Source organism: Arthrobacter sp. AQ5-05 (assembly GCF_003287975.1).
In the GTDB taxonomy this organism is placed as follows: Bacteria; Actinomycetota; Actinomycetes; order Actinomycetales; family Micrococcaceae; genus Paeniglutamicibacter.
On the sequence record NZ_QMKQ01000001.1, the window covers coordinates 334,689 to 348,989 of the forward strand.

Annotated in this window: 12 protein-coding genes, 1 tRNA gene and 1 pseudogene; 10 read left to right on the forward strand and 4 right to left on the reverse strand. The window is 67.1% G+C overall.

The annotated features are described in order from the left end of the window. Window positions 1-66: 66 nt before the first annotated feature. Both DQ353_RS01620 and DQ353_RS01625 read right to left on the reverse strand, forming a co-directional pair. Window positions 67-800: pseudogene (locus DQ353_RS01620) on the reverse strand (S1C family serine protease). 433 nt (window positions 801-1,233) lie between these two features. Further along, window positions 1,234-1,314: transfer RNA gene (locus tag DQ353_RS01625), tRNA-Leu, on the reverse strand. Between the two features lie 158 nt (window positions 1,315-1,472). Between DQ353_RS01625 and DQ353_RS01630 the strand changes: the two genes are divergently transcribed. The 3 genes from DQ353_RS01630 to DQ353_RS01640 all read left to right on the forward strand — a co-directional run bounded on the left by DQ353_RS01630 (window position 1,473) and on the right by DQ353_RS01640 (window position 3,681). Further along, window positions 1,473-2,093, forward strand: a complete 621-nt coding sequence (locus DQ353_RS01630) for an ANTAR domain-containing response regulator (RefSeq protein WP_113761040.1) — start codon at window positions 1,473-1,475, stop codon at window positions 2,091-2,093. A 177-nt stretch (window positions 2,094-2,270) separates the two neighbouring features. Further along, window positions 2,271-3,203, forward strand: coding sequence for an aldose 1-epimerase family protein (locus tag DQ353_RS01635; protein WP_113761041.1), 933 nt, complete (start codon window positions 2,271-2,273; stop codon window positions 3,201-3,203). A gap of 49 nt (window positions 3,204-3,252) precedes the next feature. Continuing rightward, complete coding sequence (locus tag DQ353_RS01640; RefSeq protein ID WP_146755172.1) at window positions 3,253-3,681, forward strand: VOC family protein; 429 nt, start codon at window positions 3,253-3,255, stop codon at window positions 3,679-3,681. 12 nt (window positions 3,682-3,693) lie between these two features. Here DQ353_RS01640 and DQ353_RS01645 read toward each other — a convergent pair whose 3' ends face one another. Then, a complete protein-coding gene (locus tag DQ353_RS01645) occupies window positions 3,694-4,317 on the reverse strand; it encodes an L-threonylcarbamoyladenylate synthase (protein WP_113761043.1) in 624 nt (207 codons plus the stop codon). A 117-nt stretch (window positions 4,318-4,434) separates the two neighbouring features. On the opposite strand from DQ353_RS01645, the gene DQ353_RS01650 reads away from it, so the two are divergent. The 5 genes from DQ353_RS01650 to DQ353_RS01670 all read left to right on the forward strand — a co-directional run bounded on the left by DQ353_RS01650 (window position 4,435) and on the right by DQ353_RS01670 (window position 9,698). Then, a complete protein-coding gene (locus tag DQ353_RS01650) occupies window positions 4,435-5,802 on the forward strand; it encodes an MFS transporter (RefSeq protein ID WP_113761044.1) in 1,368 nt (455 codons plus the stop codon). Between the two features lie 15 nt (window positions 5,803-5,817). Further along, window positions 5,818-7,281 carry a pyridoxal phosphate-dependent decarboxylase family protein gene (locus tag DQ353_RS01655; protein WP_113761045.1) on the forward strand — a complete coding sequence of 488 codons (1,464 nt, stop codon included), beginning with the start codon at window positions 5,818-5,820 and terminating at the stop codon, window positions 7,279-7,281. 251 nt (window positions 7,282-7,532) lie between these two features. After that, window positions 7,533-8,741, forward strand: coding sequence for an inorganic phosphate transporter (locus tag DQ353_RS01660; protein ID WP_113761046.1), 1,209 nt, complete (start codon window positions 7,533-7,535; stop codon window positions 8,739-8,741). After that, the gene (locus tag DQ353_RS01665) at window positions 8,738-8,977 is read left to right on the forward strand and encodes a hypothetical protein (RefSeq protein ID WP_113761047.1); all 240 of its coding nucleotides are present in this window, start codon (window positions 8,738-8,740) and stop codon (window positions 8,975-8,977) included. The genes DQ353_RS01660 and DQ353_RS01665 overlap by 4 nt, the downstream gene beginning before the upstream one ends. A 157-nt stretch (window positions 8,978-9,134) precedes the next feature. Further along, window positions 9,135-9,698, forward strand: coding sequence for a dihydrofolate reductase family protein (locus tag DQ353_RS01670; protein ID WP_113761235.1), 564 nt, complete (start codon window positions 9,135-9,137; stop codon window positions 9,696-9,698). A 30-nt stretch (window positions 9,699-9,728) separates the two neighbouring features. Here DQ353_RS01670 and DQ353_RS01675 read toward each other — a convergent pair whose 3' ends face one another. Continuing rightward, window positions 9,729-10,256: a hotdog fold thioesterase gene (locus DQ353_RS01675; RefSeq protein ID WP_286166545.1), complete on the reverse strand. Its 528-nt coding sequence runs from the start codon at window positions 10,254-10,256 to the stop codon at window positions 9,729-9,731. A gap of 85 nt (window positions 10,257-10,341) precedes the next feature. On the opposite strand from DQ353_RS01675, the gene polA reads away from it, so the two are divergent. Beyond that, on the forward strand, window positions 10,342-12,972 hold the full coding sequence (gene polA / locus DQ353_RS01680; protein WP_286166561.1) for a DNA polymerase I: 2,631 nt from the start codon (window positions 10,342-10,344) through the stop codon (window positions 12,970-12,972). Further along, window positions 12,972-14,270 carry a GNAT family N-acetyltransferase gene (locus tag DQ353_RS01685; RefSeq protein WP_113761048.1) on the forward strand — a complete coding sequence of 433 codons (1,299 nt, stop codon included), beginning with the start codon at window positions 12,972-12,974 and terminating at the stop codon, window positions 14,268-14,270. The genes polA and DQ353_RS01685 overlap by 1 nt, the downstream gene beginning before the upstream one ends. The last annotated feature ends 31 nt before the right edge of the window (window positions 14,271-14,301 follow it).

The following is a 14,301-nucleotide window of genomic DNA, read 5'->3' on the forward strand; positions in this document are numbered from 1 at the left end:
GGCAAGGGCCGGAGCCCCACCACGATTCCCTTGGGGGATCACGGTGGGGCTCCGGCCCTTTCGTTTTCAGTCCGTCAGCTCAACCGGCACGGCGATGACATCCACCATCGCCCCGTTTCGGAACACCGTCACGGGCAGCGGCACGCCGATGGCTTCGGTGAACAACGGCCTTTGCACGCTCTCGGCGCCGGAGACCGGGCGCCGCCCGACAGCCAGCACCAGGTCTCCGGGCTTCAACCCGGACTTCCCCGCCGGGGACCCGGCAATGACACCGGCAACGCGCAGTCCCTGCCGCTGGCCCAGGCCCGCGCCCGCCACCGCCGTGTTGATGCCCACGACCCGGCCACGGGCATCGGCCAGCGCCCCGCCCGAATTGCCCGGGTTCAGCGCGGCATCGGTTTGGATGACGTCCTCGATCACCCGCCGGGCCCGGCCAAGTGCGGTGGGGATGGATCGTCCCAGCCCGCTGACCACCCCGGCAATGACCGATCCGGCCAGGCCCAGCGGGTTGCCCACGGCGATCACCAGTTGGCCCACCCGCAGCCGCTCGGCGTCGCCGAGTCGCGCCGGTGCCTGCATGTGGGAACAGCCGCGGACCACGGCCAGGTCGCCCGCCCGGCGCCGGCCCCGGCAACCACGTGGGCATTGGTCAACATGTACCCGTCTTCGGTGATGACCACGGCGGAACCCGCGCCAAGGCGCACCGGTCCACTGCGGCCGGTACGCATCTTCTCAATGGCTGCAACATGCGGCCCAACCTCTTCGGCAACACCGATGACGGTCCGGGAACAGGCGTCCATCACGGCTTCAGGCCCAAGCCCGGATTCGGAAATACCGAAAGGCTTTTTCACCGCACGCCCCCCGGGGTGCTCGCGGTCGGATATCTGCGGCGCTTCCTGCCCACGCAGGGGCCGCGCCACATGCCTATGCGACGAAAGCAGCCCCCACCGTAATCCCGCCACGGATACGCCATGGGAGAACGCAGCTGCGGGAATATCGACGTTTCCACGGATCGCGCGGTGCCGATTCCGCTCGTCGTATCCGGGCACCTGATCCAGGGGTGCTGTCGGAGCATTCAACCAATGCGGCCCGGGAAATCCGGTGGGGCACCCACCGGAAAGAAGAAACACATAAATGGATGTCAAAGTGGTGGTCGGCAGTGACGCCAGGAACGCTTTTCCGGAAATGAAAAAGGCCCCGATCCCTTATGAAATAAGGGATCGGGGCCGGTTGTGCCCGAGGTGGGACTCGAACCCACACACCTTTCGATACTGCATTTTGAGTGCAGCGCGTCTACCATTCCGCCACTCGGGCGGGCACATTTTGAAGCAGCGAGAATAAGCGTAACTGATGATTGCTCTGCGCGGAAATCCTCGCGTCCTTGCGGTTATCCACTGTACATGCAGATAGGCTTAACCGTAAAACCGAGAGTCGATGACAGCCCCGGTCACCCCGGGATTGAAGGAGCACCCATGAACGATCTGCCCGAAGTAACACGAATTGATCCCGAGCCCAACACCGGCGCACCCCGCCGGGTGATTGTTGCCGAGGACGAAACCCTGATCCGCCTCGACATCGTTGAGATCCTGCGCGGAGAGGGCTACGACGTGGTTGGCGAGGCAGACAACGGTGAAAAGGCCATCGAGCTGGCCCGCGAGCACAAGCCCGACCTGGTGCTGATGGACGTCAAGATGCCGGTCATGGACGGGATCACCGCGGCCGAGACCATCGTCAAGGAGCGCATCGCCCCCGTGGTCCTGCTGACCGCCTTCAGCCAGAAGGAGCTGGTGGAACGCGCCCGCGAGGCCGGAGCCATGGCGTACGTCGTCAAGCCGTTCACCCCTGCGGACCTGGTGCCGGCCATCGAGATCGCCATCTCCCGCTACGAGGAAATCCGCGCGCTGGAGAAGGAAGTGGGCGACCTCACCGAGCAGTTTGCCACGCGCAAGCTCGTCGAGCGCGCCAAGAGCCTGCTGACCACCAAGATGGGCCTGACCGAACCCGAGGCGTTCCGCTGGATCCAGAAGACGTCCATGGACCGCCGCTTGTCCATGCGCGAAGTCGCCGAGACCGTCATCGACCAGGTCAAGTAACCAAGCTCGAGGATCGTCCCCGACGGGGTCGTCGAGTCCCGTCCACGGGATTCTCGTTGTCCCGTTTGCCTTTCTCCTGCCGGCATGGGCGCGTTGGCTGGATAGGATTCCAGGGACAGGCAATACAGGGCGGGCAAGCGCGAGGAAAGGTCCACCGTGCCACATGCGGATTCACCGATGGGTGAGCAATTCGAACTCTCCGGCACCATTGGCGGCCGCAGGCAACACGCGGTGGTGACCCAGGTCGGTGCCGCGTTGCGCAGGCTGGTGATCGACGGGATGGAACTTGTCCAGGACTACCCGCAGCATCTCGCCGCCCCCGCGTGTGCCGGTGTCGTCCTGGTGCCGTGGCCAAACCGTGTTGCCGGAGGGACCTGGAGCCATGATGGCGTCGAAGAACACTTGGTGGTCACCGAGCCGGAGCGCAACAACGCCAACCATGGACTGCTGCGGCACAGCAGCTATCGGCTGGCAAGCCGAACTAACAGCAGCGTGACATTGGCGGCGGACATTTCGCCAGCGCCCGGGTATCCCTTCGAGCTGGCCACGTCCGTGCACTATGAACTGGTGGCGGACGGGCTGCAGGTCACCCACAGGCTGGAAAACCTCGGCACGCTCATGGCCCCGGTGGCCGTTGGCGCCCACCCGTACCTGCGAGTCGGGGACACCCCGGTGGGCGAACTGACACTGTTCATCAACGCCGCGCAGCACCTTGAAGTCGACGCGGCAATGATTCCCGTCGGGCGCCCGTTGCCGGTGGACGGCACGGACCTGGACTACCGTCCCGGCAGGAGATTGGGTGACGTCGCCCTCGACAATGCGTGGACAGATCCCACGCGCGGGGGCGACGGGGGTTCACGGCACCACCTGGAGGCGCCGGATGGAAACTGCGTGGAATTGCACATGGACGGGAACTACGGGTTCATCCAGGCCTACACCACGCAAACCTTCCAAGGCCCTGAAGGGCCGGTGCACGCGGTGGCCCTGGAGCCGATGACAGCGGCGGCGAACGCCTTCAACAACGGACTGGGGCTGCGTTGGCTGGCGCCGGGCGAGGCCTGGGAACCATCGTGGGGGATCAGGCACGTGGCCGCGGACGGTTCCCGATGAACAATGGAAGCACTGCAACGTGCAATTCGTGGAAGGAAACAGCATCCCGATGAAAACCCAAGGCGTGGTCCTGAGCCTGGCCGTATCCGATGCCGCGCGCTCCCTGGACTTCTATCGCGACGTGGTGGGCATCGAAAACGCCACGCTTGCCATGGGCATGGTCTGCCTGGAACTGCCGGGAATGACGATCTTCCTGGCCGAGACCGAGGCCTTCACCAGGTATTCGCGCGAGGCCAAGCGCACACCGCTGCTCCCGGTGCCCGCCACCGACGCCTTCCTCAGCTGCGCCATCGCCACCGAGGGCGAGATCGACGAGATACTCGCCGCGGTGGCCGGCTCCGACGGCAAGGGCTTCACCGCCCACCGCATACCGCACGTCAGCGGACGGGTGCAATACGTCGGCACCTTCGCGGACCCGGACGGCCATCTCTGGCAACTGGTCTGCAACCCCACCGACGCAGAAGGCCACACGCCGTAGGCCGAGCCCTCGTTACTCTTCGAAGCGCGAGGGATCGCCCAGCCCCACACGGGCGATCACTGCCTCGCCGCTGGAGTAGTCGATGACGGTGGTCGGCTCGGTCCCGCATTCGCCGGAATCGATGACGCCTTCGATCACGTTGTCCAGCGCCTCCTTGATTTCCCAGCCCTGGGTCATCGGATCCTCTTCGCCCGGAAGCAACAGCGTGCTGGAAAGGATGGGCTCCCCGAGCTCGTCAAGCAGGGCACGGACCACTGCATTGTCGGGGATGCGCACGCCAATGGTCTTCTTCTTGGCCTGCATCAGCCGACGCGGGACTTCCTTGGTCGCCGGGAGGATGAAGGTGTAGCTGCCCGGGGTCACCGCCTTGATGTTGCGGAATACCTTGTTGTTGACCTCCACATACTGGCCCAACTGGGCAAAGTCCTTGCACACCAGTGTGAAGTGGTGCTTGTCGTCGACCTGGCGGATGGACCGGATGCGGTCCAGCGCCTCGCGGTTGCCGATCTGCGCGCCCAGGGCGTAACAGGAGTCGGTGGGGTAGGCGATCAGCCCGCCATTGCGTATCAGCTCCACGGCCTGGGCGATCGCGCGAGGCTGTGGGTTTTCGGGGTGAACATCAAAGAATCTAGCCATTGAACGAGCTTACGGCTCCGCGCCGGTTCGCGCACTCCCTTTCCCCGATTCACACAGGTTCTCCCGGGCCCGGTGTGCTCTGGTCACGGGCAGGTTTCGGTGCGTAGACTCCAGGCCATGGCGACATCGGGGGAAGTCCCGCTTCCACGCAGGGTCATTGGCACCTATGCGCTCGGTTCCATGGGCACCGGCGGGTTTTCCACGCTCCCCGGCCTGGTGCTGATCTACTACATGACCGACACCTTGGGCATCGCGGCGCTGGGCGCGGGCCTGCTGCTGGGCGTGGCCAAGATCTGGGACGTGATCATCGACCCGGTCATCGGGGTCCGCAGCGACCGCGACCTGGCCGCCACCGGTTCGCGGCACCGGTTCATGGTCGCCGGGGGAGCCTTGCTTCCGCTGTTCTTCATCCTCACCTTTGCCGTGCCGGCGGGCCTGGGCCAGCTTGCCGCGGGGCTGTGGGTGTTGGCGGCATTCACCGCCACGGCCACGGCCTTCAGCCTCTTCCAGGTCCCGTACATGGCGCTCCCGGCCGAACTGACCGCCAGCTACGACCAACGCACCCGCCTGCTGTCCCTGCGCGTGCTCGTCCTGTCCCTGGCGATCCTGCTCTTCGGCGCCGGGGGACCGGCGCTGCGCACCCTGGGCGGGGAGAACCAATGGCTCGGCTACTTCCTGATGTCCGTCGTGGCCGGAATCGTCATCGGATCCAGCCTCCTGGCCAGCGCCCGGGTCGCACCCAGGGGCGGAATCCGGACCACGGTGCAACGTACCCCGATCCGCCACGGCTACCTGCGCGGCCTGGCGGTGCTGCGGCGCAGCCAGCCGTTCCGCGCGCTGCTGCTGGCCTTCGCGCTGCAGGGCCTGGCCACCGGAGGAATGCTTGCCGGGGCGCAATACGTCGCCACCTGGGTCCTGCACGACGAGGAGGCGGTGACACTCCTGTTCATCGCCCTGATCGGCCCGGCACTGCTGTTTGCCCCGATCTGGCGGACGGTCGCCCGGCGGATCGGCAAGGAACGCAGCTTCCTGCTCTCCAGCGTCCTGTTCGGCCTTGCCGCCATGGCCCTGGCCGGGATGCTCCTCCGGCCCGGAACCTGGGTGTACCTGCCGGTGGCGCTCGCCGGGGCCGGCTATGCCGGGATGCAGTCGCTGCCCATGTCGATGCTGCCCGATGTCATCACCCACGATGCCCAGGAGCACGGGGAGGGCAATGCCGGGATCTTCGGCGGGGTGTGGACGGCGGGGGAAACCACCGGGATGGCCCTGGGCGCCGTGATCCTCACCGTCGTCCTGGCGGCCAGCGGATACGCCGAGTCCGTCGCTGGCCAAGCCACCACCCAGCAACCCGCGGCCATCATCGGCATCATCCTGGCCTTCAGCGTGCTCCCTGCCCTGGTCATTGCCCTGAGCCTGTGGGCGTTCCGCCGCTACCCGCTGCGCGAATCATACTTCAACCAGCCACACGGCAGCACTGCAGCGTAAAGGGGGAAACCGGAGATGCCGCAAGACGCACAAGCGATCCTGGACCAACTCAAGTCCTGGCGGGCCCATGATGCACCCACCCACGGGGGACACGTCATGTCCTACGTCTATGACTCGGGGCTGGTTGAACTCGACGCGCTCGCCGCACAAGCCATGGCCCTGGTGCAACCGGTCAACGGGCTTGACCCCACCATGTTCACCTCCGTGGCCCACATGGAACGCGACCTCATCACCTTCGCACGCGACCTGCTCGGCGGGGATCGCACCGTGGTGGGGACCGCCACCAGCGGCGGGACCGAAAGCTGCCTGCTGGCCGTGAAGACCGCCCGGGCCAACCACCGCGGCACCGCACAACCCAGGATCCTCGCCCCGGCCAGCGTCCACGCGGCCTTCCACAAGGCCGCCGAGTACCTGGGCCTGTCCCTTGACCTGGTCCCGGTGGGCCAAGACGGCCAGGTCGACCCCGAAGCGGTGATCGCCCGGATGGGCCCCGACACCGCCCTGGTTGTCCTCTCGGCCCCGTCCTATCCGCACGGGGCCCTCGACCCGATCAAACACGTGGCCGCAGCAGCCCTGGCCCGCGGCATCGACTGCCACGTCGACGCCTGCTTCGGTGGGTGGATCCTGCCGTTCTGGGACGGGCTGCCGCCCTGGGACCTGTCGGTTCCCGGGGTCACCAGCCTGGCCGCCGATCTCCACAAATATGGATACGCGCCCAAGGGCATCTCGGTGTTGCTGACCAAGGGTGCCGCGCGCCAGCACGGCCAATATTTCGCCACCGCCGACTGGCCGGGCTATCCGGTGGTGAATCCCACGATGCTGGGCTCGAAGTCCGCCGCACCGCTGGCCGCGGCCTGGGCCATCACCAGGCACCTGGGCGTTGGCGGGTATGCGGCGCTCGCCGAATCCTGCAAGCGCTCCACCGCGGCATTGGCCACCTGCATCAAAAACATCGACGGACTGGAAGTGGTGGGTTCCCCGTCCGGCCCGCTGCTGGCCGTTGCCCGGGACCCGGGTGCGGGCGTTGGTTCGGGCGTCGACCCGCACCTGTGGGCCGACAGGCTGGCCGCCTCCGGCTGGCACCTGCAGTTGCAGCCGGGCTACCGGCAGCCCGACGGCAGCTGGCTGGCTCGCACCACGCACCTGACCATCACCCCGGTCACCGAATCGGCGCTGCCCCCATTGTGTGCGGCACTGGTCAGCTGCGCCGACGAGGTCCGCGGCGTCGCGGGCGTGGACCCGCAACAGGTTCTCGCCGCGTTGGGTCCGGTCGGGGCCGCGGGTGCGGAACCCGACGGGGCCCGGCGCGTGCTCTCCGCCATGGGCATCTCCCCGGGGGAGGGCTCCCTGCCCAAGGACATGGCACCGCTGCTGGCCCTGGTCGAGGCCCTGCCGCGAGAGGCCTCCGGGAAGCTGCTCATCGAGCTACTGGCCGGCCTCGTGGCACCGCTTGACCGGGATCAGGGCCCGAAACCCTGAGCCCGCAGTGACGCCGATTCGAGGCGTGAAGTCGCTCACGTTGGTTCCGCGCCCCGCCCGTGCATGCCTACACACGGGCGGGGTCGGGCGCTTTGGCGGTGAGGCCGGGGAATTGACTAGTTCGGGGCAGGCCATATGATGAATTTGCGACTTAGGTGAACAGATCCCCAACATTGGGCAAACAATGCGGGAAAAACGGAGTCACCCAGCGCGAATCGGCCCTCGCCCGTAATCCCAAGATTGGTTTATACATGGATCTGACGCTCATCGTCGTCCTGGTCATTGCACTTGCCTTGTTCTTTGATTTCACCAATGGCTTCCACGACACCGCCAACGCGATGGCTACGCCCATCGCGACCGGTGCCATCAAGCCGAAGGCCGCAGTCGCGCTAGCCGCGGTTCTCAACCTTGTTGGTGCATTCCTTTCAACTGAAGTCGCCAAGACCATTTCCGGAGGCATCATCAAGGAGGGCGGGCACACCGGCGTGCAAATCATGCCGGCGATGATCTTCGCGGGCCTGATGGGCGCCGTCGTCTGGAACATGCTCACCTGGCTGCTCGGCCTGCCTTCCAGCTCCTCGCATGCCCTCTTCGGCGGACTGATCGGCGCCGCCATCGTGGGCGCCGGGTTCGGCGCCATTGACTACAGCGTGCTGATGTCCAAGGTCCTGCTGCCGGCCCTGGTCGCACCGGTCATTGCGGGTACCTCCGCGTATCTGTGCACCAAGCTGGCCTACTCGGTCACCAAGCGCCAGTCCGGCCTCGCCTCCCCGAAGCGCGGCGGATTCCGCTACGGACAGATCTTCTCCTCCTCGCTCGTGGCGCTGGCCCACGGCACCAACGACGCACAGAAGACCATGGGTGTCATCACGCTGACCCTGGTCGCCTCCGGCTTGCAGGACGCCGGCACCGGCCCGCACTTCTGGGTCATCGCCTCCTGTGCCCTGGCCATCGCGCTGGGCACCTACATGGGCGGCTGGCGCATCATCCGCACCATGGGCTCGGGCCTGACCGACGTCAAGCCCGCCCAGGGCTTCGCCGCCGAAACCTCCACCGCCGCGGCCATCCTGGTCTCCTCGCACCTGGGCTTCGCACTGTCCACCACACAAGTCGCCTCCGGGTCCGTGATCGGTTCCGGGCTGGGCCGCAAGGGCGCAGAAGTCCGCTGGGGAACGGCCGGGCGCATTGCCCTTGGCTGGCTCTTCACGCTCCCGGCCGCCGCGATCATCGGGGCCGCGGCCGCGGCACTCGCCCACCTGGGCAACGGCGGCCTGGTCATCGTCAGCATCCTGGGAATCGGTGCCCTGCTCGTCATCTGGGTCCTGTCCCGCCGCGAAATCGTGGGGCACAACAACGCGATCAGCGATGTTGATGTCTCCGGTGCCGCAGTGAACATCCCCACCAAGAAACAGCGTCGCAAGATGGAGCGCGCCAAGGCCAAGCAGGAGAGCACGAAATGACCATTCAGTGGGATGAATTCCTGATCGTCGCAGTCACCACCTGGGTCTCCGCCCTGTTCATCGTCGGGGCATACTCCTTTGGCGTGCGCATGCTCGCAGTCGGTGAGGATGCCAAGCGTTCCGCCATGCCGGCCAAGCTCGCTGCCTACGGCTGCTTTGCCATGTGCGGCATCGTGGTCCTCTTCGGGATCATCCTGATCGTGCCCTCGCTCAGCGAAAAGATCCTCGGCGCCTAAGCCACCCGCCGGCCGAACCAACGCTGCGCTTTGCCCGCCCGGATCCTTGGATCCGGGCGGGCAAAGCCGTTTAAGACCGGGGCCGCGGCCTTCGGGCCGCGAAACCCCCGTGCCGAATACCGGCGGCGGGGCCGAAGCCATGGATAGGATGGGCTCCATGACGCAATTCAGGTATTTCGTGGCGGCCTCGGCCGACGGCTACATTGCCGATGACAACGATCGACTCGACTGGCTCATGGACTTTGACGGGTTCGAGGGGCAAGCGGAGAGCTACGCGGAATTCATGGGGCAGATCGGGGCCGTCGCCATGGGCGCCGACACCTACTCCTGGCTCCTCAACGAGGCGCTCGAGGAATGGCCCTACGAGGGGTTGCCGGTGTGGATCTTCACGCACCGGGAACTCGCCGCGTTCCCCGGGGCCGATTTGACATTCGTCCGGGGGGACGTGAATGAATGGGCCGGGGACGTGGCGCGCAGCGCCAACGGCAAGGACGTCCGGGTCCTCGGAGGCGGTTCGCTGGCCGGCCAGTTCGTGGACGAGGGGCTGCTCGACGAGCTGCTGCTCTACACCATGCCGGTGCTGCTGGGCGGCGGCCGTCCGCTGTTTGCCATCCGCGGACACACCAAGCTGGCCCCTACCTTCAGCCGTGAATATCCCGGGGGAGTGCGCGAGACCCGGTACGAGGTCATCAAGGCGCCGGGCCAGACCCGCGACTACTGATCGACCCCCGGGCCCGGCCGCGGGCCCGCCTCAGCTTTCGGGGTTGTCCAGCAGCATGTTGGTGATCCGCGAGGTGCACAGGCGCCGGCCTGCCTCGTCGCTGATGACGATCTCGTGGGTGGTGAGGGTCCGGCCCAGGTGGATCGGGGTGCACACCCCGGTGACCAGGCCGGTGACCCCGGCGCGGTGGTGGGTTGCGGAAATGTCCACGCCCACAGGCTTTTTCAGGCCCTTCCCGTGCACCGCCGCGGCAAAGGACCCCAGGGTCTCGGCCAGTGCCACCGACGCCCCTCCATGCAGGATCCCGGCCACCTGCTGGTTGCCCTCCACCGGCATCGTGGCCGCCACGCGGTCGGCCGTGATCTCCGAGAAAACGATGCCCAGCTTCTCCACCAGCGGACCCACCCCGTGGCTGGCCAGCATCGGCCACATGGCCTCGGGGACGCCGTGCGCGGCCAGCTGCCGGGCATGCGGATTGCCCGCCGATGCGCCGTTGGAGGCAAAGGTGCCAGATGTCTCGGCGGCCCGTGCGTTGTCTTCAGTGAAATTATTGCCCATGCCAACTAGGCTGGCACCTGTGAGCGAATCAACCAAACTTGTGGCAACAGATCCCCAGCGCCTGCTCGTCATCGACGGGCACTCCATGGCCTTCCGCGCCTTCTACGCATTGCCGGCGGAAAACTTTGCAACCGACACCGGGCAGCACACGAACGCGGTCCACGGCTTCGTGTCGATGCTGCTGACGATGATCCGGCAGCAGAAGCCCACCCACGTGGCGGTGGCCTTCGACCTGGACACCCCCACGTTCCGCTCACTGGAATACACCGAGTACAAGGCCGGGCGCAACAAGACCCCGGAAGAGTTCCACGGGCAGATCGACCTGATCCAAAAGGTCATGGAAGCCATGAACATCCCCACCATCACCATGGACGGTTTCGAGGCCGACGACATCATCGCCACCCTCGCCGCCAAGGGCGAAGCCGCGGGCCTGGACGTGCTTGTGGTCTCCGGGGACCGCGACGCCTTCCAGCTGATCACCGAGAAGACCCTGGTGCTCTACCCCAAGAAGGGGATCTCCGACATCCCGCCGATGGACGGGGACGCTGTCGAGGCCAAGTACTTCGTGCGCCCCGAGCAGTACTCGGACCTGGCCGCACTGGTCGGCGAGACCGCCGACAACCTCCCGGGCGTGCCCGGGGTGGGACCCAAGACCGCCGCGAAGTGGATCAACCTCTACGGCGGGCTGCCCGGCATCCTGGAGAACATCGATGCCATCAAGGGCAAGGTCGGCGACTCGCTGCGCGAGAACGTGGACAACGTGACCCGCAACCGCCGCCTGAACCACCTGTTGCGCAACCTCGAGCTGCCGGTGGGGATCGAGGCCATGGAACTGGAGCGCCCGAACCGCGAGGCAGTCGAGGAACTCTTCGACGCACTGCAGTTCAACACCCTGCGCAAGCGCCTTTTCGACCTCTTCGGCGACGAGCCGCAGGACGCCGCCGCCGAAGCGGTGATCCCGGTCCACGAGGTGCTCGCCGACGCCGCGGCGCTCCAGGGCTGGTTCGGCGCCCACGGCGCGCAGCTGCTGGGCCTGCATGCCGCCACCGTGCCTGCTTCCGGCGGCACCGACGTGGTTGGCGTGGCCTTCGCCTCCAACGACGCCACCGCCTTCGTCTCGTTGGCGGACATCGACGCGGACACCAAGCAGGCGCTGGCCAAGGTGCTTTCCTCGACGAGCTACGCCAAGGCCGTCCACGACTTCAAGGGCACCTACAAGCTGCTGCTGGAGCACGGGCTGGAGCTGGCCGGGGTCGTCGATGACACCATGATCACCGCGTACCTGATCCAGCCGGATCGCCGCAGCCACGAGTTGCCCGACATCGCGCAGCAGCACCTGCGCATCGGGCTGGAAGAAGCCAAGGCCCCGGCCGACGGTCAGCTGGCCTTCGACCTCGAGGGCCCGGACCACGCCACCCCGGCGGTGCGTGCCGCCCACGTGGTGCGCCAGCTGTCCCAGCACCTGGCCGGGATGCTCGTGGAGCGCGGGGGAGAGACCCTGCTCAAGGAACTGGAAATGCCGCTCTCGCTGGTGCTGGCGCACATGGAGATGGCCGGCATCGCCATCGACACCGCGAAGCTCGACGAGCTCTACGACGGTTTCACCGCCAGCATCAACCAGGCCACCGACCGGGCCTACGAGGCCATCGGCCACGAGGTCAACCTCTCCAGCCCCAAGCAGCTGCAGGTGGTCCTCTTCGAGGAACTCGACCTGCCGCGGACCAAGAAGATCAAGACCGGTTTCACCACCGACGCCGAGTCGCTGCAGGACCTGCTGGAGAACACCGGGCACCCGTTCCTGAAGGCGCTGATGGCGCACCGGGACGCGAACAAGCTGCGCCAGACTGTCGAGGGCCTGCGCAAGGCAGTGGCCCCCGAGGGCCGCATCCACACCACCTACGCGCAGACCGTCGCGGCGACCGGACGGTTGTCCTCGCTGAACCCGAACCTGCAGAACATCCCGGTGCGCTCCGAGGCCGGCCGGCGCATCCGCGAGGTCTTCGTCGTCGGCGAGGGCTACGAGACGCTGCTGACCGCTGACTACTCGCAGATCGAGATGCGCGTCATGGCGCACCTCTCCGAGGACGAGGGCCTGATCCAGGCCTACAAGGACGGCGAGGACCTGCACCGATTTGTCGGCTCGCACGTGTTCAATGTCGAGCCCGAGGACGTCACCAACGAGATGCGCTCCAAGGTCAAGGCCATGAGCTACGGCCTGGCCTACGGGCTGAGCTCCTTCGGGCTGTCCAAGCAGCTGCGGATCTCCGTCGACGAGGCCCGCACGCTGATGAAGGACTACTTCTCCCGCTTCGGCGCGGTCCGCGACTACCTGCGCAAGCTGGTCGACGATGCCCGCCGGGACGGCTACACCGAGACCATCTTCGGCCGCCGCCGCTACCTGCCGGAGCTGGCCAGCGACAACCGCCAGCTGCGCGACATCGCCGAACGTGCCGCGCTGAACGCCCCGATCCAGGGCTCGGCCGCCGACATCATCAAACGCGCGATGCTCGGGGTCGAGGAAGGCCTGGCCACCGCCGGCCTGAAGTCGCGCATGCTGCTGCAGGTCCATGACGAATTGGTCCTCGAGGTCGCCGCGGGCGAACTGGCCGCCGTCGAGGCGCTGGTGCGCGAGAAGATGGGCGCGGCCGCGGACCTGTTGGTACCGCTTGACGTGCATGTGGGCATCGGAGCATCCTGGCAGGACGCCGGACACTGATGTTTGGCGGGCACCTGCGCATCGGAAACGTCGCGGTGGAACGCAGCGCCGACACCGGCACCGCGTCCCCGGGGTATGCCGCCTGGGTGAACGGGGTGTGGGAGGGCTTCTACCACTACAAGCCCGCCACCGCCGAACAGCTCGAACAGATGCTGCAATCCCACCGGGTGGACGAGCGGGTGCTCACCGCGGTCTGGGACGATTCGCGCCCCCGGGACCTGGTGGACCCGCTGGTGCCGGTGGCCACCTATGGTTCGTTCGCCAAGACGTTGAACCTCGGGGCCGCCGTGGTGCCGGCCCACCTGGTCACCGCGGTCACGGTGCGGCCCACGCACCGGCGCCGCGGCATCCTGCGCGAGCTGATGTCCGCGGACCTGTCCCGCGCCAAGGACGCCGGGTACCCGGTGGCCGCGCTGACTGCCTCCGAGGCGACCATCTACGGGCGCTTCGGCTTCGGCCGGGTGACCGAGACCCAGACACTTCACCTGGATGTGCGCGGGGACGTGCGCTTCCACGCCCCGGCGACCGGGTCCATGGTGCAGCTTGCACCGGGAAAGCTGGCACCGATTGCCAATGGGGTCTTCGAGCGTTTCCATGCCACCCGCCGCGGTTCGGTGGGACGGCAGGACGCCTACCTGCGCCACGCCACCGGGGCCTGGGGCGAGGAAGGCCCGGAACCGGAACCCAAGCTTCGCGCCGCGGTGTACCTGGACGGGTCCGGGGACATCCAGGGGTACGTGACCTATGTCTTCGGCGGCTGGGACCCCAAGCCGATCACGCTCAAGGTCCGCGACCTGGTCGCGGCCACCGAGGTGGCCAGGCGGGAGATCTTCCGCTTCCTGGCCAGCTTCGACCTCATCGAGTCGGTTTCCTGCCCCTTTGCCGCGGCAAACGACCCGCTGCCCTGGGCCTTGGAAGACCCGGCCCGCGTGCGTTTCAGCGAGCGCGAGCACGGGCTGTGGGTGCGGGTGCTGGATGTGCCCGCGGCCTTCGAGGCCCGGGAATACCGCGGCACCGGCTCCTTCACGCTTGCGGTCACCGACCCGCTGGGTCTGGCCGACGGGCGCTACGACCTTGAAATCCGGGACGGCCGGGCCATCGTGTCGAGACTTGCCGGGTCCTGCCCGGCGGACGCCACCTGCGACGTCGTTGCCCTGGCCCCGCTGCTGCTTGGCTCCTGCGACACCGCCGGGCTCATCGCCGCCGGACTGCTGGAACCGTCCTCGCACACCAGCGTGGCGGCGCTGGCCGCGCTGCTGGATCTGCCCGGCGTGCCCCATGCCATCAACGGGTTCTAGGCCCCGTTCCGGCACCCCCGCCACCCACCCG